The sequence below is a fragment of the Curtobacterium sp. YC1 genome (assembly GCF_016267665.1).
GTDB lineage: Bacteria > Actinomycetota > Actinomycetes > Actinomycetales > Microbacteriaceae > Curtobacterium.
Map to the genome: position 1 here is coordinate 3,081,992 of NZ_CP066341.1, position 19,979 is coordinate 3,101,970.

General features: G+C 68.7%; 25 protein-coding genes. All 25 read right to left on the bottom strand.

The annotated features are described in order from the left end of the window. Positions 1–3: 3 nt before the first annotated feature. The 25 genes from rplN to I8920_RS14685 all read right to left on the bottom strand — a co-directional run bounded on the left by rplN (position 4) and on the right by I8920_RS14685 (position 19,977). Positions 4–372: a 50S ribosomal protein L14 gene (rplN, locus tag I8920_RS14565; RefSeq protein ID WP_017885523.1), complete on the bottom strand. Its 369-nt coding sequence runs from the start codon at positions 370–372 to the stop codon at positions 4–6. A 31-nt stretch (positions 373–403) separates the two neighbouring features. Next, entirely contained in the window at positions 404–688 is a 285-nt protein-coding gene (gene rpsQ / locus I8920_RS14570; RefSeq protein ID WP_017885524.1) for a 30S ribosomal protein S17, read from the bottom strand. After that, a complete protein-coding gene (rpmC, locus tag I8920_RS16305) occupies positions 688–1,008 on the bottom strand; it encodes a 50S ribosomal protein L29 (protein ID WP_017885525.1) in 321 nt (106 codons plus the stop codon). The genes rpsQ and rpmC overlap by 1 nt, the downstream gene beginning before the upstream one ends. Then, positions 1,008–1,427, bottom strand: coding sequence for a 50S ribosomal protein L16 (gene rplP, locus I8920_RS14580; protein ID WP_198656991.1), 420 nt, complete (start codon positions 1,425–1,427; stop codon positions 1,008–1,010). Before rplP ends, rpmC begins: the two co-directional genes overlap by 1 nt. Before the next feature lie 2 nt (positions 1,428–1,429). Next, positions 1,430–2,242 (bottom strand): 30S ribosomal protein S3, encoded by an 813-nt coding sequence (gene rpsC, locus I8920_RS14585; RefSeq protein ID WP_198656992.1) that lies wholly within the window; start codon positions 2,240–2,242, stop codon positions 1,430–1,432. Beyond that, positions 2,242–2,634, bottom strand: a complete 393-nt coding sequence (rplV, locus tag I8920_RS14590; RefSeq protein ID WP_198656993.1) for a 50S ribosomal protein L22 — start codon at positions 2,632–2,634, stop codon at positions 2,242–2,244. Before rplV ends, rpsC begins: the two co-directional genes overlap by 1 nt. 25 nt (positions 2,635–2,659) lie before the next feature. Next, positions 2,660–2,941: a 30S ribosomal protein S19 gene (rpsS, locus tag I8920_RS14595; protein ID WP_071276761.1), complete on the bottom strand. Its 282-nt coding sequence runs from the start codon at positions 2,939–2,941 to the stop codon at positions 2,660–2,662. Positions 2,942–2,952: 11 nt separating this feature from the next. Then, positions 2,953–3,792: a 50S ribosomal protein L2 gene (gene rplB / locus I8920_RS14600; protein WP_027466728.1), complete on the bottom strand. Its 840-nt coding sequence runs from the start codon at positions 3,790–3,792 to the stop codon at positions 2,953–2,955. A gap of 18 nt (positions 3,793–3,810) precedes the next feature. Beyond that, complete coding sequence (gene rplW, locus I8920_RS14605) at positions 3,811–4,110, bottom strand: 50S ribosomal protein L23 (protein WP_071259768.1); 300 nt, start codon at positions 4,108–4,110, stop codon at positions 3,811–3,813. Beyond that, positions 4,107–4,766, bottom strand: a complete 660-nt coding sequence (gene rplD, locus I8920_RS14610; protein WP_198656994.1) for a 50S ribosomal protein L4 — start codon at positions 4,764–4,766, stop codon at positions 4,107–4,109. The genes rplW and rplD overlap by 4 nt, the downstream gene beginning before the upstream one ends. Before the next feature lie 2 nt (positions 4,767–4,768). Beyond that, positions 4,769–5,422: a 50S ribosomal protein L3 gene (gene rplC, locus I8920_RS14615; protein WP_198656995.1), complete on the bottom strand. Its 654-nt coding sequence runs from the start codon at positions 5,420–5,422 to the stop codon at positions 4,769–4,771. A 13-nt stretch (positions 5,423–5,435) separates the two neighbouring features. Next, positions 5,436–5,744: a 30S ribosomal protein S10 gene (gene rpsJ, locus I8920_RS14620; RefSeq protein WP_017885534.1), complete on the bottom strand. Its 309-nt coding sequence runs from the start codon at positions 5,742–5,744 to the stop codon at positions 5,436–5,438. A gap of 521 nt (positions 5,745–6,265) precedes the next feature. Beyond that, entirely contained in the window at positions 6,266–7,093 is an 828-nt protein-coding gene (locus I8920_RS14625) for a DarT ssDNA thymidine ADP-ribosyltransferase family protein (RefSeq protein WP_198656996.1), read from the bottom strand. 80 nt (positions 7,094–7,173) lie between these two features. Next, the gene (locus I8920_RS14630; RefSeq protein WP_198656997.1) at positions 7,174–8,151 is read right to left on the bottom strand and encodes a DNA topoisomerase IB; all 978 of its coding nucleotides are present in this window, start codon (positions 8,149–8,151) and stop codon (positions 7,174–7,176) included. Positions 8,152–8,320: 169 nt separating this feature from the next. Continuing rightward, positions 8,321–9,508, bottom strand: coding sequence for an elongation factor Tu (gene tuf / locus I8920_RS14635; RefSeq protein WP_071259759.1), 1,188 nt, complete (start codon positions 9,506–9,508; stop codon positions 8,321–8,323). 146 nt (positions 9,509–9,654) lie between these two features. After that, a complete protein-coding gene (gene fusA, locus I8920_RS14640; protein ID WP_198656998.1) occupies positions 9,655–11,769 on the bottom strand; it encodes an elongation factor G in 2,115 nt (704 codons plus the stop codon). A gap of 87 nt (positions 11,770–11,856) precedes the next feature. Beyond that, positions 11,857–12,327 (bottom strand): 30S ribosomal protein S7, encoded by a 471-nt coding sequence (gene rpsG, locus I8920_RS14645; protein WP_017885539.1) that lies wholly within the window; start codon positions 12,325–12,327, stop codon positions 11,857–11,859. A gap of 5 nt (positions 12,328–12,332) precedes the next feature. After that, the gene (rpsL, locus tag I8920_RS14650; RefSeq protein ID WP_017885540.1) at positions 12,333–12,701 is read right to left on the bottom strand and encodes a 30S ribosomal protein S12; all 369 of its coding nucleotides are present in this window, start codon (positions 12,699–12,701) and stop codon (positions 12,333–12,335) included. A gap of 227 nt (positions 12,702–12,928) precedes the next feature. Next, on the bottom strand, positions 12,929–14,080 hold the full coding sequence (locus I8920_RS14655) for a hypothetical protein (protein ID WP_198656999.1): 1,152 nt from the start codon (positions 14,078–14,080) through the stop codon (positions 12,929–12,931). 36 nt (positions 14,081–14,116) lie between these two features. Next, positions 14,117–14,602: a DUF6121 family protein gene (locus tag I8920_RS14660; RefSeq protein WP_198657000.1), complete on the bottom strand. Its 486-nt coding sequence runs from the start codon at positions 14,600–14,602 to the stop codon at positions 14,117–14,119. 146 nt (positions 14,603–14,748) lie between these two features. After that, positions 14,749–15,444 carry a type 4a pilus biogenesis protein PilO gene (locus I8920_RS14665; protein ID WP_198657001.1) on the bottom strand — a complete coding sequence of 232 codons (696 nt, stop codon included), beginning with the start codon at positions 15,442–15,444 and terminating at the stop codon, positions 14,749–14,751. Next, a complete protein-coding gene (locus tag I8920_RS14670) occupies positions 15,441–16,169 on the bottom strand; it encodes a hypothetical protein (RefSeq protein WP_198657002.1) in 729 nt (242 codons plus the stop codon). Before I8920_RS14670 ends, I8920_RS14665 begins: the two co-directional genes overlap by 4 nt. After that, complete coding sequence (pilM, locus tag I8920_RS14675; RefSeq protein WP_198657003.1) at positions 16,166–17,218, bottom strand: type IV pilus assembly protein PilM; 1,053 nt, start codon at positions 17,216–17,218, stop codon at positions 16,166–16,168. The genes I8920_RS14670 and pilM overlap by 4 nt, the downstream gene beginning before the upstream one ends. A gap of 36 nt (positions 17,219–17,254) precedes the next feature. Beyond that, entirely contained in the window at positions 17,255–18,097 is an 843-nt protein-coding gene (locus tag I8920_RS14680) for a prepilin peptidase (protein ID WP_198658782.1), read from the bottom strand. Beyond that, a complete protein-coding gene (locus tag I8920_RS14685) occupies positions 18,094–19,977 on the bottom strand; it encodes a hypothetical protein (protein ID WP_198657004.1) in 1,884 nt (627 codons plus the stop codon). Before I8920_RS14685 ends, I8920_RS14680 begins: the two co-directional genes overlap by 4 nt. Positions 19,978–19,979: the final 2 nt, after the last annotated feature.

A 19,979-nucleotide genomic window follows, 5' to 3' on the forward strand; every position in this document is an offset into this window, starting at 1 on the left:
GGCTTACAGCACCTCCGGCGCGAGCGAGATGATCTTCATGAACTTCTTGTCACGGAGCTCGCGACCGACCGGACCGAAGATGCGCGTACCGCGCGGGTCGCCGTCGGCCTTGAGGATCACTGCCGCGTTCTCGTCGAACTTGATGTAGGAGCCGTCCTGACGACGGGTCTCCTTCTTGGTGCGAACGATGACCGCCTTGACGACGTCACCCTTCTTCACGTTGCCGCCGGGGATGGCGTCCTTCACCGTGGCGACGATGACGTCACCGAGACCGGCGTAGCGACGACCCGAGCCACCGAGCACGCGGATGGTCAAGATCTCCTTGGCACCCGTGTTGTCTGCGACCTTCAGGCGGGATTCCTGCTGAATCACTGCTGTCTCCTATTCCGAAGCAGGCCGGGGCCTACTTGGCCTTCTCGAGGATCTCGACCAGGCGCCAGCGCTTGGAGGCGCTGAGGGGACGGGTCTCGCTGATCACGACGAGGTCGCCGACACCAGCGGTGCCGAGCTCGTCGTGGGCCTTCACCTTGGACGTGCGGCGGATGATCTTGCCGTAGAGCGCGTGCTTCACGCGGTCCTCGACCTCGACCACGATGGTCTTGTCCATCTTGTCGCTCGTCACGTAGCCGCGACGCGTCTTGCGGTAGCCGCGAGTGAGGGCGGCGGAGTTCTTCTCTTCGTTCGCCATTACTTCTCCTCGGCGGTCTCGGCCTCGGTCGACTCGGCCGGCTTGTCAGCCTTCTTCGTCGTCTTCTTGGCCTTGGGGGCGGTCTCGACGGGCGCGGGGGTGGCACGGATGCCGAGCTCGCGCTCGCGGAGGACGGTGTAGATGCGGGCGATGTCGCGCTTGACGGCACGGAGACGACCGTGGCTCTCCAGCTGGCCGGTGGCCGACTGGAAGCGGAGGTTGAAGAGTTCCTCCTTGGCCTTCTTCAGCTCGTCAGCGAGACGCTCGTTCTCGAACGTGTCGAGCTCCGTCGGACGGAGCTCCTTGGAACCGATCGCCATTATGCGTCGCCCTCCTCGCGCTTGATGATGCGTGCCTTGAGGGGCAGCTTGTGGATTGCACGAGTCAACGCCTCGCGGGCGATCTCCTCGCTGACGCCGGAGAGCTCGAAGAGCACCCGGCCCGGCTTCACGTTCGCGACCCACCACTCGGGCGAACCCTTACCGGAACCCATGCGGGTCTCGGCGGGCTTCTTGGTCAGCGGACGGTCCGGGTAGATGTTGATCCAGACCTTGCCACCACGCTTGATGTGACGCGTCATGGCGATACGAGCGGACTCGATCTGACGGTTGGTCACGTACGCCGGGGTGAGGGCCTGGATACCGAAGTCGCCGAAGCTGACCTTGGTGCCACCGGTGGCCTGGCCCGAACGCTTCGGGTGGTGCTGCTTGCGGTGCTTGACTCGACGGGGAATAAGCATGGTTACGCCTCAACTCCTGCGCCGGCCGGCGCGTCCTGCGGGGCCTGCTGCGTGCGACGGTCACCGCGGTCGCCGCCACGACGGTCGCCGCCACGGTCGCCACGCTCACCGCGCGGGCCGCCACGGCGCTCGGGGCGCGACGAGCGCTGGTTCGCCTGCTCGCGAGCGAGCTCCTTGTTCGTGATGTCGCCCTTGTAGATCCAGACCTTCACGCCGATGCGGCCGAACGTGGTCCGGGCCTCGTAGAAGCCGTAGTCGATGTTCGCGCGGAGCGTGTGCAGCGGCACACGGCCCTCACGGTAGAACTCCGAACGCGACATCTCGGCGCCGCCGAGACGACCCGACACCTGGATGCGGACACCCTTGGCACCGGCGCGCTGGGCACCCTGCAGGCCCTTGCGCATGGCGCGACGGAACGCGACACGAGCGGAGAGCTGCTCGGCGATGCCCTGCGCGACGAGCTGGGCCTCGGTCTCGGGGTTCTTGACCTCGAGGATGTTGAGCTGGATCTGCTTCTTGGTGAGCTTCTCGAGCTCACCGCGGACGCGCTCCGCCTCGGCGCCGCGGCGGCCGATGACGATGCCCGGACGCGCCGTGTGGATGTCCACGCGGACACGGTCACGGGTGCGCTCGAGCTCGATGCGGGCGACGCCGGCGCGGTCGAGGGTCTTCTTCAGGTACTCGCGCACCTTGATGTCCTCGGCCACGTAGTCGGCGTAGCGCTGACCGGCCTTCTTGCTGTCCGTGAACCAGTGCGAGACGTGGTCCGTCGTGATCCCGAGACGGAAGCCGTACGGGTTGACCTTCTGGCCCATTACTTGCTCGCCTTCTTGCTCGTCGCGGCGACCTCGGCCTCTTCCGGCGTCGCGAGGACGACCGTGATGTGGCTGGTGCGCTTGTTGATGCGGAAGGCGCGGCCCTGGGCACGCGGCTGGAACCGCTTCAGGGTCGTGCCCTCGTCGACGAAGACGCGGCTCACGTAGAGGTCGCGCTCGTCGAGGAAGCTGTTCGTCGAGTCCGCCTTCACCCGCGCGTTGGCGATCGCCGAGGCGACCAGCTTGTACACGGGCTCCGAAGCGCCCTGGGGCGCGAACTTCAGGATGGCAAGGGCCTCGTGGGCCTGCTTGCCGCGGATCAGCTCGATGACGCGACGGGCCTTCTGAGGCGTGACGCGGATGTGTCGCACGCGTGCGATCGACTCCACCATTTCGTTCCTCCTCTGCGTCGCCGCCTCAGCGGCGACGGCCCTTCTTGTCGTCCTTCACGTGACCACGGAAGGTGCGGGTCGGCGCGAACTCGCCGAGCTTGTGACCGACCATCGACTCGGTGACGAACACCGGGATGTGCTTGCGGCCGTCGTGGACGGCGATGGTGTGCCCGAGCATGTTCGGGACGATCATCGACCGGCGCGACCACGTGCGGATCACGTTCTTGGTGCTGGCCTCGTTCTGCGTGACGACCTTGCGGAGCAGGTGCTCGTCGACGAAGGGGCCCTTCTTCAGACTGCGTGGCATCTTCTGAACTCCTACTTGCGCTTCTTGCCGGCGTTACGGCGACGGACGATGAGCTTGTCGCTCGGCTTGTTCGGCTTGCGCGTACGGCCCTCGGACTGACCCCAGGGGCTGACCGGGTGGCGACCACCGGAGGTCTTGCCCTCACCACCACCGTGCGGGTGGTCGACCGGGTTCATGGCGACACCACGCACGGTCGGGCGGACGCCCTTCCAGCGCATGCGGCCGGCCTTGCCCCAGTTGATGTTCGACTGCTCGGCGTTGCCGACCTCGCCGATCGTGGCGCGGCAGCGTGCGTCGACGTTGCGGACCTCGCCCGACGGCAGACGGAGCTGCGCGTAGGGGCCGTCCTTGGCGACGAGACGCACCGAGGCGCCGGCCGAGCGAGCCATCTTCGCGCCGCCACCGGGGCGGAGCTCGATCGCGTGCACGACGGTACCGACGGGGATGTTGCGCAGCGGCAGGTTGTTGCCGGGCTTGATGTCGGCGCCGGGGCCCTGCTCGATGACGTCGCCCTGCTTGAGCTTGTTCGGCGCGATGATGTAGCGCTTCGTGCCGTCCACGTAGTGCAGGAGCGCGATGCGCGCGGTGCGGTTCGGGTCGTACTCGATGTGTGCGACCTTGGCGTCGACGCCGTCCTTGTCGGAGCGACGGAAGTCGATCACGCGGTACTGGCGCTTGTGGCCACCACCGATGTGACGCGTGGTGATGCGGCCGGAGCTGTTGCGACCACCGGTCTTCGGCAGCGGACGAAGCAGGGACTTCTCCGGAGTCGAACGCGTGATCTCGGCGAAGTCGGCGACCGACGAGCCGCGACGACCGGGGGTCGTCGGCTTGTAGTTACGAATAGCCATGATTTATCCCTCTGGTCCTCAGCCGACAGCCGTGAAGATGTCGATCGAACCGGACTTGAGCGTCACGATGGCGCGCTTGGTGTCCTTGCGCTTGCCGAGACCGAACTTGGTGCGACGGGTCTTGCCCGGGCGGTTCAGCGTGTTGATGCTCGCGACCTTGACGTCGAAGATCTTCTCGATGGCGAGCTTGATCTCGGTCTTGTTCGAGCGGGGGTCCACGATGAACGTGTACTTGCCCTGGTCGATGAGCCCGTAGCTCTTCTCCGAGACGACCGGCGAGATGATGACGTCGCGCGGGTCCTTGTTGAAGCCGCTCATGCGGTGATCTCCTTCGCGGTCTTCGACGCGATGAAGGCGTCGAGGGCGCTCTTGCTGAAGACGAGCGCGTCGGCCTTGAGCACGTCGTAGGCGTTGAGCTGGCCGTACGAGAGCGCGTGGACGTTCGACAGGTTGCGGATCGACTTGAGCGTCAGCTCGTCGTCCGACTCGAGCACGACGAGCACGTTCTTGACGGGCGCGACCTTCTCGAGCAGGGTGCGGGCGGTCTTGGTCGACGGCACCTCGGCCGCGACGAAGCCCTCCACAGCGGAGATGCGGCCACCGCGGGCGCGGTCCGAGAGCGAGCCGAGCAGAGCAGCGGCGATCATCTTCTTCGGGGTGCGCTGCGAGTAGTCGCGCGGGGTCGGTCCGTGGACGACGCCACCGCCGGTGTGCTCCGGAGCACGGACGGAACCCTGACGGGCGCGGCCGGTGCCCTTCTGCTTGAACGGCTTGCGACCGGCACCGCGGACTTCGCCGCGGTTCTTGGTCTTGTGGGTGCCCTGACGCGCGGCTGCGAGCTGCGCGGTGACGACCTGGTGGATCAGCGGGACGTTGGTCTCGACGTCGAAGAGAGCTGCGGGCAGCTCGACGGTGCCGGACTTGACACCCGATGCGTCGAGGACGTCGATCGTGGTTGCGGTCGTGGTGGCCATGATCACTTACCCTTCACGGCGGTGCGGACGAAGACGGAGCGACCGCGAGCACCGGGGACGGCGCCCTTGACGAGCAGCAGACCCTTCTCGGCGTCGACGGCGTGCACCGTGAGGTTGAGGACGGTCACACGCTCGCCACCCATGCGGCCGGCCATGCGCATGCCCTTGAAGACACGCGACGGCGTCGACGAGGCACCGATGGAACCGGGCTTGCGGTGGTTGCGGTGCGCACCGTGCGAGGCGGAGACGCCGGCGAAGCCGTGGCGCTTCATGACACCCGCGAAGCCCTTGCCCTTGGACGTGCCGACGACGTCGACCTTCTGGCCCGCCTCGAACGTGTCGACGGTGAGCTCCTGGCCGAGTGCGTACTCAGCAGCGTCCGCGGTGCGGATCTCGGTGAGGGTGCGGCGCGGGGTGACCCCGGCAGCCTCGAAGTGACCAGCGGCCGGCTTGTTGACCTTGCGCGGGTCGATCGCACCAGCGGCGATCTGGATGGCCTCGTAGCCATCGCGCTCGACGTTGCGGATCTGGGTGACCACGTTCGGGCCGACCTCGATCACGGTGACGGGGATGAACTTGTTGTTCTCGTCCCACACCTGCGTCATGCCGAGCTTCTTGCCGAGGAGGCCCTTGACGGTCTTGAGTGAATTCGCCATCAGCGCAGCCCCCTTACAGCTTGATCTCGATGTTGACGTCTGCCGGCAGGTCGAGTCGCATGAGCGAGTCCACGGCCTTCGGCGTCGGGTCGACGATGTCGATGACCCGCTTGTGCGTGCGCTTCTCGAAGTGCTCGCGCGAGTCCTTGTACTTGTGAGGGGAACGGATCACTGCGATCACGTTCTTCTCGGTGGGGAGCGGCACCGGGCCGACCACGGTCGCACCGGCACGGGTCACCGTGTCGACGATCTTCCGGGCCGACGTGTCGATGACCTCGTGGTCGTACGACTTGAGCCGGATGCGGATCTTCTGTCCCGCCATGTGTCTCTTGTCCTCTCTGCGCCGCGCACCATCTGGCCGCCTGACGCCGCTCGGTTCCGCATTCCTGCGGACCGTGCTGTTTTCCTGAACCAACCGGCCGCATCCGCTGGGGATGACCGCTGTTCACCTGTCAACCGCGCGGGCGACCTGGGCCGTCCAGCGTGGGCAATCGACTGCCTCGCGTTCCGGGCGCAGCAGTGGTGCACTGCGTCCGTCCCGTCTCGGGGAGTCGTGTTCTGCTGCCTGCGGCCCAACCCAGCCCTGCTGAACAAGGGGGTTGTGCACTGCCAGAGCAGTGATCCTGTGGGCGTGCACCCACGGGGAATTCGGAACCGGACAAGTCTCGCATAGGCCCGGCGGACGTGCAACCCGGGCGTGTCGCGATTTCGTGGCGCGTCGGTTCCCTGCCTCGCCCCCGGTTCTCCGCGGATCCGACGGCCTGGAGGCGCGGGTCGGCCCCGCACGACACGGCGCCCTCCGGACGTGGTCCGGAGGGCGCCGTCGGGTCGGTCAGACGGCCGTCACTCGGCCGTCACCGGGGGCACGAACCAGGGCGGGAACACCGCGACGCGGGGTGCGTGTCCACCGTGGTCCGCGAGCACGGCACGAACGGTCTGCCGCGCCTTGTCGTTCGGGACGCCGATCACCGCGACCGACGTGAACGGCACGCTCGGGCCGGCGAGCAACTCGAGGCCGTGCATCTCGGGGTCGGTGAAGTCGGTGCGACGGATGAGGTTCGTCGCGGCGTCCGGACCGACGGCGAACCGGACGTCGTCGGCGTCGGCGTCCTGGTCGGCGACGATCACCGAGGCGCCGAACGACGCCACCGGCACGACCAGCACGACGTAGTCGATCGCGCGGGTCCGGCGTGCGGCGTCCGACCATCGCTCCCCCTCGGCGCCGCTGCGGAGCTCGTCCCAGCGGGTGGCGTCGGGCGAGAGCGTGAACGGGACGTGGGCGGCGATCGAGGAGCCGTCAGGAGCCTCCGCCTCCGCCCGTGCGGCGCGCGCCTCGGGCGAGCTGACGTCCACGACCGGTTCCGCCTGGTCGGACGCGAGGATCGCCCCCGCGCCGACGATGCCGTCGAGGTTGTCGATGTGCGTCACGTGGTGGGCACGGAGCGCGGCGAACTGCCGGGCTTCGGGCAGATCGGCGGACGACGACCGCAGCGACGTCGGCGAACGCAGCGACGAGCCGGGTCCGGACGCGGGCGGGTCGGCGCGCAGGTTGGTGGTGATGCGGGTCCGGCGGGGAGCCGGGGCGGCTGGGGTCTCCGGCGCTTCACGCTGCCGGGGTGCGCAGATGTCGCAGAGCTCGGTGGGGAAACCGTGGATGCACTCGTCGGTCACGACTGTTGAGGGTCCTTCCGTGCCGTGTGGGGGTGGTCCGGCACGTCGACCAACGCTACGTCATCCGGACGGCCACGGGGTCACTGTCGGTAGAGCAGGGCACGCACCTCGGACTCGGCCGATGCGAGGCGCTTCGGGTCGATGGTCTCGCCGTGCGCGTAGGCGTCGAGCAGACGCGGGTCGATGTAGCTCTGTCGGCACACCGTCGGGGTGTTGCCGAGCTCGTCACTCGCCGCCTTCACCGCGTGCGAGACCGCCTTCTTCCGCTTGGCCTCCGACGGCTGCGGGCCGGTCTTCGCCAGGTCGACGGCGGCGGCGACCGTGCCGTGCAGCGTGCGGAAGTCCTTCGCGGTGAACTCGTCCCCGGCGCGCTCCTTGACGTAGGCGTTGATGTCCTCGGCGGACAGGGGTTCCCACTCGGCGCCACGACGTTCGCGGAACGACAGCAACCGGGCGTTCGGTCCGCGCCGCTTCATGCCGGCGATGACGCGGGCCAGGTCGTGGTCGTGGATGGACGAGGACCACTCCTGGCCGCTCTTGCCCGGGAAGTCGAGTTCGATGTCGTCGCCGGACACGTGGGCGTGGGCGCAGAGCAGGGTCGAGAGCCCGCGGCTGCCGTGCTCGGTGGCGTACCGCTCCGAGCCGACGCGGAGCGACCCCTGGTCGAGCATCCGGAAGGCCGCTGCGAGAGCGCGCTGCCGGTCCGGCTCCGGCCGACGGAGGTCCTGCGTGACACCACGGCGCGCCACCGGCAGCGACTCGGCGAGGGCGAGCGCGCGGTCGTACTTGATGCGGTCCATGCGCTCGCGCCAGGACGGGTGGTACATGTACTGCCGACGGCCGGCACCGTCGATGCCGGTGGCGAGGATGTGCCCGTTCTCGTACGGCGAGATCCAGACGTCGTCCCACGCCGGCGGGATGACGAACTCGTCGAGCCGCGCGCGCTCCGTCGGATCGGTGACGGTGTTGCCGGCTGGGTCACGGTACGAGAAACCCCGGCCGGAACGGACGCGGTGGTAGCCACGTCCGCCGGTCCGGGATCTGCGGAGACGGGTCACTCCTCAGAGAGTGCCCGCGCGACCCTGTGACCGACCGGAGACAGGCGCACGACCGGCGGCGCGCCTCCAGGCCGACACGCACGCCGCGGGAGGACACGGTGGGCCAGGCCGGAACACGACAGCGGGGCCGGACCCGAAGGTCCGACCCCGCTGCAGCTGGTGACAGGAGTTACTTGATGATCTTCTCGACCGTACCGGCGCCGACCGTACGACCACCCTCACGGATGGCGAAGCGGAGGCCCTCCTCCATGGCGATCGGCTGGATCAGCTCGACGGTCATGGCGACGGTGTCACCGGGCATGACCATCTCGGTGCCCTCGGGCAGCGTGATGACGCCGGTGACGTCCGTGGTGCGGAAGTAGAACTGCGGGCGGTAGTTCGCGTAGAACGGGTTGTGACGCCCACCCTCGTCCTTGGTCAGGATGTACGCGTTCGCCTGGAACTCGGTGTGCGGCGTGACCGAACCCGGCTTCACGACGACCTGGCCGCGCTCCACGTCCTCGCGCTTGAGGCCACGGATGAGCAGACCGGTGTTGTCACCGGCGACCGCCTGGTCGAGCAGCTTGCGGAACATCTCGATGCCCGTGACGGTGGTCTTCTGCGTCGCGCGGATGCCGACGATCTCGACCTCCTCGTTCAGGTTGAGCGTGCCACGCTCGACGCGACCGGTGACGACCGTGCCACGACCGGTGATCGTGAAGACGTCCTCGATCGGCATCAGGAACGGCTGGTCGGTGGCGCGCACCGGGTCCGGCACGTTCTCGTCGACCTGGGCCATGAGGTCCTGGACCGACTTGACCCACTTCTCGTCGCCCTCGAGCGCCTTGAGCGCCGAGACCTGCACGACGGGGGCGTCCTCGTCGAACTGCTGCGAGCCGAGGAGCTCGCGGACCTCGAGCTCGACGAGCTCCAGGATCTCCTCGTCGTCCACCATGTCGGACTTGTTCAGCGCGACGACGATGTAGGGGACGCCGACCTGGCGGGCGAGCAGGACGTGCTCACGCGTCTGGGGCATCGGGCCGTCGGTGGCGGCGACCACGAGGATCGCGCCGTCCATCTGCGCCGCACCCGTGATCATGTTCTTCACGTAGTCGGCGTGACCGGGGGCGTCGACGTGCGCGTAGTGACGCTTCTCGGTCTGGTACTCCACGTGGGAGATGTTGATCGTGATGCCGCGCTGGCGCTCCTCGGGAGCGTTGTCGATCTGCGCGAAGTCGCGGGCCTCGTTGAGGTCCGGGTACTGGTCGTGCAGAACCTTGGTGATCGCCGCCGTGAGCGTGGTCTTGCCGTGGTCGACGTGACCGATGGTTCCGATGTTGACGTGCGGCTTGGTGCGCTCGAACTTGGCCTTGGCCACTGGGGTCCTCCTCAGGACTCGGAAGCGTCACCCCCGGCCGGCCCTGGATGGGCTCGGAACCGTTGGTGCGCGGTGTGTGTCTGTACTTTACTTGGTGGCGAGGGGCCCGTCGCCGGGCGCCCCCGCCTGTGGAGAAGCGCTGAGCGCTACTCCCCCGCGTTCTTCGCGATGATCTCCTCGGCGACCTTGGCCGGGACCTGGCTGTAGGTCTCGAAGGTCATCGAGTAGACCGCACGACCAGAGGTCTTCGACCGCAGGTCGCCGACGTAGCCGAACATCTCGGACAGCGGCACGCTCGCGCGGACCACCTTGACGCCCGAGGCGTCCTCCATCGAGGCGATCTGGCCACGACGGGAGTTCAGGTCACCGATGACGTCGCCCATGTACTCCTCCGGAGTACGGACCTCGACGGCCATGATCGGCTCGAGGATCGCCGGACCGGCCTTGCGGGCCGCTTCCTTGTAGGCGATCGAACCGGCGATCTTGAACGCCATCTCGGACGAGTCGACGTCGTGCGCCGCGCCGTCCTTGAGGATGGCCTTCACGCCGACGGTCGGGTAGCCCGCGAGGATGCCGACCTGCATGGCGTCCTGGATACCGGCGTCGACCGACGGGATGTACTCACGCGGCACGCGACCACCGGTGACGGCGTTCTCGAACTCGTAGACCTTCTCGGCCGTGACTTCCATCGGCTCGAGGGCGATCTGCACCTTCGCGAACTGGCCGGAACCACCGGTCTGCTTCTTGTGCGTGTAGTCGTAGCGCTCGACGACCTTGGTGAGCGTCTCGCGGTAGGCCACCTGGGGCTTGCCGACGCTCGCCTCGACCTTGAACTCGCGCTTCATGCGGTCGACGAGGATGTCGAGGTGGAGCTCGCCCATGCCCTTGATCGTCGTCTGACCGGTCTCGGCGTTGAGCTCGACGCGGAACGTCGGGTCCTCTTCGGCGAGCTTCTGGATGGCCGTGGAGAGCTTCTCCTGGTCGGCCTTCGTGTTCGGCTCGATGGCGACCTCGATGACCGGCTCCGGGAACGTCATCGACTCGAGGACGACCTGGTTCTGCGGGTCGCAGAGGGTGTCACCGGTGGTGGTGTCCTTGAGGCCGATGACCGCGTAGATGTGGCCGGCGGTCACGTTGTCGACCGGGTTCTCCTTGTTGGAGTGCATCTGGAAGATCTTCCCGATGCGCTCCTTCTTGCCCTTGGTCGAGTTGATGACCTGGGCACCGGACTCGATCGAGCCGGAGTAGACGCGGACGTACGTGAGGCGACCGAAGAAGGGGTGCACCGCGACCTTGAACGCCAGGGCCGAGAACGGCTCCGACGAGTCGGGCTTGCGGATGATCTCCTTCTCCTCGTCCTTGACGTCGTGGCCGATCATCGGCGGCACGTCGAGCGGGGACGGGAGGTAGTCGATGACGGCGTCGAGCATCGGCTGGACACCGCGGTTCTTGAAGGCCGAGCCGCACAGGACGGGGTAGACCTCGGACGCGATCGTGAGCTTGCGGATCGCGTTCTTGATCTCGTCCTTGGTGAGCTCCTCGCCACCGAAGTACTTCTCGAGCAGGGCGTCGTCGGTCTCCGCGACGCGCTCGATCAGCTTGGCGCGGTACTCGTCCGCACGGTCCTTGAGGTCCGCGGGGATCTCCTGGACCTCGTACTGGGCGCCCATGGTGACGTCACCCTTGGCATCGCCCGGCCAGACCTTGGCGTGCATCTCGATGAGGTCGACGATCCCGACGAAGTCGTTCTCGGCGCCGATCGGGAGCTGGAGCACGAGGGGCTCCGCGCCGAGGCGGTTGATGATGGTGTCGACGGTGAAGTAGAAGTCGGCGCCCAGCTTGTCCATCTTGTTGACGAAGCAGATGCGCGGGACGTCGTACTTGTCCGCCTGACGCCACACGGTCTCGGACTGGGGCTCGACGCCCTCCTTGCCGTCGAAGACGGCGACCGCACCGTCGAGGACGCGGAGCGAACGCTCCACCTCGACCGTGAAGTCCACGTGACCGGGGGTGTCGATGATGTTGATCTGGTTGTTGTCCCAGAAGCAGGTCGTCGCGGCCGACGTGATCGTGATGCCGCGCTCCTGCTCCTGCGCCATCCAGTCCATCGTGGCAGCGCCGTCGTGGACCTCACCGATCTTGTGCGTGATGCCCGTGTAGAACAGGATGCGCTCGGTCGTCGTCGTCTTGCCGGCATCGATGTGCGCCATGATGCCGATGTTGCGGACCTTGTTCAGGTCGGTGAGCACGTCCTGTGCCACAGGGTTCCTCCGGAAGAGTTGTAGGAGAGGTTGGCGGCCGGGCGGGCGCCGAGGTTCTTGACCACCGGCGCCCGCACGGTGCCGGGACTACCAGCGGTAGTGGGCGAAGGCCTTGTTCGACTCGGCCATCTTGTGCGTGTCCTCGCGGCGCTTGACCGCGGCACCGAGACCGTTCGACGCGTCGAGGATCTCGTTCATGAGACGCTCGGTCATCGTCTTCTCGCGACGGGCCTTGGCGTACGAGGTGAGCCAACGCAGCGCGAGGGTGTTCGCGCGGTGCGGCTTGACCTCGACCGGCACCTGGTAGGTCGAGCCACCGACGCGGCGGCTGCGGACCTCGAGGGTCGGACGGACGTTGTCGAGCGCCTTCTTCAGCGTCACGACGGCGTCCTGCTGGTTCTTGGCGGAGACGCCCTCGAGTGCACCGTAGACGATGCGCTCAGCGAGGCCCTTCTTGCCGTCGAGCAGGATCTTGTTGACGAGCTGGCTGACGATCGGCGCACCGTAGACCGGGTCGGCGACGACGGGACGCTTGGGAGCGGGACCCTTGCGAGGCATCTAACTCAACCCTTCTTCGCGCCGTAGCGGCTGCGAGCCTGCTTACGGTTCTTGACTGCCTGGGTGTCCAGGGCGCCACGGATGATCTTGTAACGGACACCCGGGAGGTCCTTCACACGACCGCCACGGACGAGCACCATCGAGTGCTCCTGGAGGTTGTGGCCCTCACCGGGGATGTAGGCCGTGACCTCGGTGCCGTTCGAGAGCTTGACACGAGCGACCTTGCGCAGTGCCGAGTTCGGCTTCTTCGGGGTGGTGGTGTAGACGCGGGTGCAGACGCCACGCTGCTGGGGGTTCGCCTTCAGGGCGGGCGCCTTGGTCTTGGTGACCTTCGGCGTACGACCCTTGCGAACCAGCTGCTGGATGGTAGGCAACTGTTCTCCTGGTTCTTCGCTCGTGCTCTCTGGCCGGCGCGTTCCGCCGGCTTCCTCGTCCCACGCTGATCACCGCCGGACGGCGGACGATCGAGTGGGGGACGGAGTGGTCCGACTGGGCGTTCCGCCCGCCGGACTTTTCGGGCGCGCCCGAGGGCGCACACCCGGTAGAGACTACCTGCGGAGCGGGACGAAATCAATCCGGGTCACCCCGGGCACGGACACCGTCATGAGCCGGTGTCAGAGGACCCGTTGCCCACGGCGGAGCGGAACGTCGCACCGTCGTCGGAGAAGCCGGTGACGTACCCGCTCGCGTTCACGTCGAGCGGCCCGGCAGAGGCGGTCCCGGTGCCGGCAGCGCCGGAGATGTCCGCCGTGTAGGTCGCACGACCGGCGGTGGTCGTGCTCACCAGCCACCCGTTGCTCGTCCAGTCGCCGACCGACACCGTGGGCCGCGACTCCAGCGTCCACTTCTGGTTCGTGTAGGTGAAGGCGGGGTCCTGCCCGTAGGCGTAGAAGCTGCACCCGGTCGGAGCCGCGTCGGTCGACGCGATGCAGCGATCCACCCAGGCGTCCACCGCTCGTTCGGCGGCTCGCTGCCCGGCCTCCGTCAGGGTCACCGTCGTCTGCACCGGCCGCGTCGGGACCTGCCCGAAGCCGCTGACGGTCGCGGACCCACCCTTCGCGGTCGTCCACCTGCCGCCGTCGAACGTGACGTCGTACGTGCCCGGCAGGGCTCGGAGACGGACGGTGCCGTCCTCCGCGGTCCGCGCTGCACGGCCCGCCACCTGCACCGTCGCACCGGCCGGCCCCCGGACGCCGACGTCGACCGTGCCGAGCTCCGGCGCCTGCAGCTCCCAGACCGGGAACACGCCCCAGTCGGTGCCGGTGCGGGCGAGCGTGAACGTCGCCGCCACGTCCTGCCCACCCTGCCGCAGGTACGCGCGGACGGTCGCCGTGTCCCCCTCGGTCCGGGTTGCCGCGATCCGGTACCCGGTGACCTTGTCGGTGGCCTGTTCGTAGGCCGTCGCGCCGAGCAGCACGTCGGAGCGTTCGCGGTCGATGCCGGCGTCGTCGAGGGCATCTGCCACCCGCCCCGCCGTCAGGTCGTCGAGGAACGCCCGCACGGGCCGGTCGGCCGAGTGCGAGGTCGAGCCGACCGAGTACCCCACGCCACCGGCGACCAGGAGGAGCACGACGGCCGCGCCGGAAGCGACCAGGGCGACGACCTGCCCGCGTCGCAACCGCCGCCGCGGTCGGCGCTGTCCCGTGGCGGCTCCGGCTGCGGGCGCGTCGACGGTGCCGCGGATCGAGGCCACGGTCGGCACGGCACCCCAGCCGCGCTGCTCGTCCGGGTCGTGCCCGTGCTGGTCGCTCATCGTTCCCCCGTCAGCTGTCCGTCGTCCTCCCGCAGACTACCGGCCGGTGGGTTCGTCGCCCGTGGACGAACGACCGGCACGCCCCTGCCGCTCGTGGGTGTCCACCGGGTTCCGCGCCCCGTGCCGAGCCGCCGTGACGCCGCCGAGCACGGAGAGCAGGGCCACCACGACGGACCCGACCACGAACGGACCGAGGGCGTAGCCGGCCGGGAACACCAGGAGCTCGGTCAGGTCCGACCGGATCAGCGCGTACCCGACCGCGCCGACGCCGAGCATCACCAGGTAGGCGGTCGCCGCGGCCACCAGCGCGGTCACGCCGGGGTTGCCCTCGCGCGCACCCACCGCGGTCGCGAGGAACACCACGACGGTCGCGCCGACCACCATCGCGGGTCCGAGGTACGGGGTGGCGTCGGGCTGCGAGATGACCTCGACGTCGGCGAGCAGGGACTCGAAGCCCGTGACGGCGATCACGAGCGCGATGAAGAGGACGGACGTCATCGTCGCGATCAACCACCGGGACATGGGGCGATCGTATCGCCGTCCGGCTGGTCGACGCCGGACCACGGCCACTGCGTCAGCCTGGAGGCCCGTGGTGGCGTCCGCCTCGGAGCCGTCCGGTCGGCGGTCGCCAGCGCACGGCCGGTGGCCGGGACGACCCGGACCTCGCGTCAGCCCGCCTTCGGGGCGTCCGCTGCCGCTGTGTCGCCTGGTTCCGCGAAGACGTAGACGGAGCCGGTCAGCGACCACGCCTGGTCGTCCATGGGGCTCGCCCCACCGTCCGAGCTCGTCGAGGCGATGCCCGTCACGAGGAACAACCGCTGCCCGGACTGCACCGCCTTCGTGAAGGCGAGCGCTTGGTCGTAGGACCCCTTCACCGCGGCCGTGACGGGGATCACGACGAAGTTGGCCCCGGTGACGGCGGGGTCGGTCAGCGGGGCCGGAGCGGACGGCGTCGGCTCCGCAGTCGGCGTCGCGGTCGTCGACGGGGACGGCTCGGACGCCGGCGCTGCCGCGACGGGGTCGTAGGCCTTCGCGTCACCGATCGTGATCGCCGTCACGGTGACACCGCTGGCGCCCGCCGCGTTGTTCAGCTGCGTCAGGAGCGCCGCCGTCGACGGGGTGGACGGGACCGAAGCACGGAGGACGTCGAGCTCCGCCTTCGTCGCACCGAGCTCCTCGCTGGCCTTCTCGAGCCGCGCGAGTTCCGCACGGTTGCGGGCGTTCGTCGCGTCGATGTCCGTCTGCTGGGTCGAGTGGTCGGCGGCCTGTGCGAGCTGCGGTTGCACGCCGAGGAACCAGGCCCCGGCCAGGACGGCGCCGATCGCGACGAGGGCGACGACGAGTGAGAGACGGTTGCGGTTCACTTCGACTGCTCCTCGGTGTACCTGCCGTCGAAGGCCCCTGCTCCGAGGTGGACCTGGACGGTCGCGGAGTACCCGCCGGAGTCCTCCTGGAGGGCGACGGCCGTGATGCTCGAATCGGCGTACCCGTCGAGCTGCGACAACCGGGCGGTCCAGTCGGGCACGGACGGGATCGTCGGGCTGGAGACGGTCAGCTGCATCGTCGCGACACGGGCCTTCTCGAGCGGCACGGCCGACTGGGCGAAGGGGGTGGTGACGTCCGCGGAGTCGATGGTCATCGACGTGATGGCGACCCCCGACGGCAGGAGGGCCTTCAGCTGCGACAGGGTGCCGTTCCAGTCGATCTCCGTCGACCCACCGACGGCGCGTGCCGCCTCGAGGAGCTGGCTGTCCTGCTCGGCCTGGCGGACCTCCGAGAAGCGCTGTTGCTGTTGGAGCAGCGAGGTCGTCTCGGCCTGTGCGGCGGTCAGCGACGACGCGGTGTCCAGCTGGTGCACCGCCGCTGCCCCGACGGCGAGCGCCGCGACGGCGGCGACGACGATCACGCCGAGCCAGGCGCGCCGAGCGACGCCCCGTTCACGCCGGTCAGCGTGCACCTCCGGCGGGAGGAGGTCGACGCGCGGCTCACGCCCTGCGATCGACACCTGCGCGCGCTTGGAGGCCTTCCGCTCGCGCATCCCACCTGCGTCGTCCTCGGCGGTGGCCGGACGGGTCTCGGCGACGGTCATGCTGCTCTGCTCCCTACTGCCAGGCCGAACGCCACGGTGATGGCGTCGAGGTGGTCGACCACGTCGTCCGCGGGGATCGACCGGGCGAGACCGACGCCGTCGAACGCGTCGCCCACGGTGATCGGGAGCCGGATCTGCTCCGCGAGCGCCTGCTGCAGTCCCGCGAGACGCGCGCCGCCGCCGGCGACGACCACCCGGGTCACCGGCTCGGTGGGACGGGTGTTCACGAAGTAGTTGATCGTGTTCCGCAGGCTCGAGATGAGCTCGTTGACCGACATCGCGATGACGGAGACGGCGCGAGCGTCGTCCGCCGTCCGCTCCCGGCCGCCCAACCCGAGGTGGCGCTTCACCGCTTCGGCCTGGTCGAACGTGACGTCGAGGGTGCCGACCAGCGCCCGCGAGATGTCGTTGCCGCCGATCGGGATGATCCGGACGAACTGCGGCACACCGTCGGTCGCGATGACCACGCTGGTGGTGTCGGCACCGAACTGCACGACGGCGGCGGTGCCACGGGCACCCTGCCTGCTGAGCAGCACGCGGGTGAGGGCGAAGGGGATCATGTCGACGCCCACCGGGTTGAGCCCTGCGAGCTGCACCGCCTTGACGTTCGCGAGCACGGCGTCCTTGATCGCCGCGATCAGGAGCCCGTGCACGACCGGTCCGTTCTCGCTCTCACCCTCGGACACCGGGTAGAAGTCGAGGATCGCGTCACCGACGGGCACCGGGAGCATCTCCTGCACCTGGAACGGCAGACTCTCGCGGATCTGCGGCATCGGCGCGAGCGGCACCGTGAGGTCGCGCGAGAGCACGCGCTGGTTCCCCATCCCGAGCACGACGTCCTTCGAGCGGAACCGACCCGTCGCCCACAGCTTGCGCAGGGCCGCGGCGACGGTGTTCGGCTCCAGGACCTCACCACGGCTCACGGCGTCCGGCGGGGTCGGCACCTCGGCGAAGCGCACCACCGTCGGACGTGCTCGGTCGGCGTCCGCGACCTCGACCGCTCGGATCGATGATCCGGCGATGTCGACACCCACGATGCTCTTGCCCATGATGCTGCTTTCGTTGACTGTGGAGGATGAGAGCGGTCAGGCGACGCCGAGGACGCGGAGGTACCCGGTCCAGAGTCCGTCGCCGAACGCGATGCCGAGCCATGCCCCCACCAGCATCGACGGACCGAACGGCAGGCCACCGCGCCAACGCGCGCGACCGCTGACGAGGAGTGCGAGGGCGACGGTACCGCCGACCACGAACGCACCGAAAGCACCCACTGCGAGGGGTCCCCATCCGAGGTACGCCAGGACGAGGCCGAGGACGACGGCCAACTTGACGTCCCCCAGCCCCATGCCTCCGGGCACCGCGAGGGCGAGGGCGAGGTAGGCGATCCCCAGCACCGCTGCCCCGATCGCGGCCCGACCGAGCGCTCCCCAGTCGCCGTCGAGCGCGCTGACCAGCGCGAGCAGTACCGCCAGGACGACCGCCGACGGGTAGACGACGCCGTTCGGCAACGTGTGCGTGTCCGTGTCGATCAGCGTGAGCGCCACGGACATGCCCATCGCCCAGAGCAAGGCGACGAGCAGCACCACCTGCGCGGCCGTGCTCTGCGACGCACGGTCCGACGTCGCCGTCACCGCCAGGACGGCGGCGACCCCGAACAGGACCGCCGTGGCGAGTTCGACCAGGGGATAGCGCGCGGAGATGGGCGCCGAGCAGTCGCGGCACCGCCCCCGCAGCAGGAGCCAGGACAGCACGGGGACGTTGTCGCGGCGACGGATCGCGTGGCCACAGGCCGGGCAGGCACTCGGCGGCGAGACCACGGACGCACCGGCCGGCACCCGGTGCACGACGACGTTGAGGAACGAGCCGACGAGCAGACCGAGCAGGGCGGACGCGCCGGTGAGCAGAGGGAGCAGGGGCTGGAGCGTCGTCATCGGCACGCACCGCCCGTCGTCTTCGCGCAGGAACCGTCCGCGGCGTAGGCCGCCTGCACCTCGACCTGGGTGGTGACCCCGTACGAGGTCGACACCGGCTGCAGGAACTTCGGCGGCGCGGTGGTCAGGAGGCGCTGGTCGTAGACGTAGTTCTTCGAGAACCCGGTGTTGCCGGTCGTCGCGACCGCTCCGCGCCAGTTCTGCGCGATCGACCCGACCACCTTGAGGGTGCCGAGCTTCGGGCCGATGTCGTAGTTCTGGTTCCAGAAGGTGCCCGCGTTGCTGGCGATCGCGGCGGCCACCGTGATGGAAGCACCGCCGGACCGGTTCAACAGCCCGACACCCGCAGTGTTGCACCGCGAGGTGTCCGTCACGTACCCGACCCCCCACTGGTAGGTGGTCGGGTAGGAGGTGCACCGCGCGGGATTGTAGATCTCGACGGCGTTCTGTCCCACGAGGCCGAGCACGTCGTTCGTCGGGCTCCCGTACGTGATGTCACCGGTGACCCAGACCGTGCCGGAGGACGCGATCGTCATCGCGCCGCTGAACGCCCCGCTGACGAACACGTCGCCGGCACTGCACCTGTACGTGTCGGAGGCCGAGCCGGTCTGGTACGAGTTGTCGGACCTTCCGCCGTTGATCCACTCGCCAGCGGCGGGGAACCCCTGGCCGTTGTCGAACGGCTGGTTGCGTGTCGTGGTCACGGATCCGTTCGCGCGCACGGTGACCGCGGTGGTGCAGTAGGTGTTCGAGTACCTCGACGGGTAGCTCGCACCCCACGCGTTGACGTTGTTCGACGCGGACGGGACGTCCTGCACGTACATGAGGTTCGACGGGAGCGTCGCGATCGTCGCCCCGGCGGCGCTCTGCAGGTCCGTGACCCCACCGCACAGTGCAGCGGCCTTGGCGGCGTCGTCAGCGGCGGAGACCGCTCCGGAAGCGCTGTCGACCTTGATCTGCGTGGCCTTCGACCATGGCGACCACACGGTCATCTTGCCGTTCCCGAGGAACTTCACGCGGGTCGGACCGGTGTACATGCACCCGGGCCGCGGGACCGTCGTCGGCAGGTCCGTGCGCGTCTCCTGCGACATGTTCGTGTTCAGTGCGGGGAGCCCGAGGTACGGGACCGCCGACGCCGGACCGCCGTTGAACGATCCGGCACAGCCCCCGCTCGCGGGGAGGACCGTCGTGTCGTGCTGCTCGACCGAGCCGTTGAAGACCGTGGAGCACGCGGAGGTGAAGACGTCGTTCGTCCGGATCGGGCCGTCCAGGGTGTCGGACCCGGCGAACTGCACCGCGGCGCACTTGCCGCTGACGGACTGCCACTGGTAGGCCGTCGTGCAGTCGCTCCCGGTGAGCGCCGGGTTCGACGATTCGTAGTTCGTGAAGTACAGGTAGTTGATGAAGCCGTCGCCCTTGAGGTTCGCGACGAGGGACCGGACGCTCGAGCCCGACTTCCCGGTGACCCGGACCCGGAGCACGCCCTTGCCGGAGTAGTCCGAGTTGTCGACCTCGTACCGGAACCACTGGTCGCTGGACCCCACGACCGGCGCCCAGTCCCGCCCGGAGGTGGTGAACGCGATGTTCTTGTCCGCGTTCACGAACGTCGACCCGCTCGACTTGCTGAACTGCGCGTCCGCGTTGCCGTAGAGGGCGTACCCGTTGTCGTTCGAGAGCTTCGACTGGTAGTCGGCGAGTCCTGCGTACGCCGCAGCCATCGCGTTCTGGAAGTTGCGGTCCGTCGCCGCCTTGACGGCACCCGAGGTCGAGACGGCGATCATCGTGGCGACGAGCAACATCATGACCGTACCGAAGATGAGCACGTTGCCGAGGATCATCCCGCGCTCGTCCCGGTGCGCCCGGTCCAGCACTCGGCTCAAGC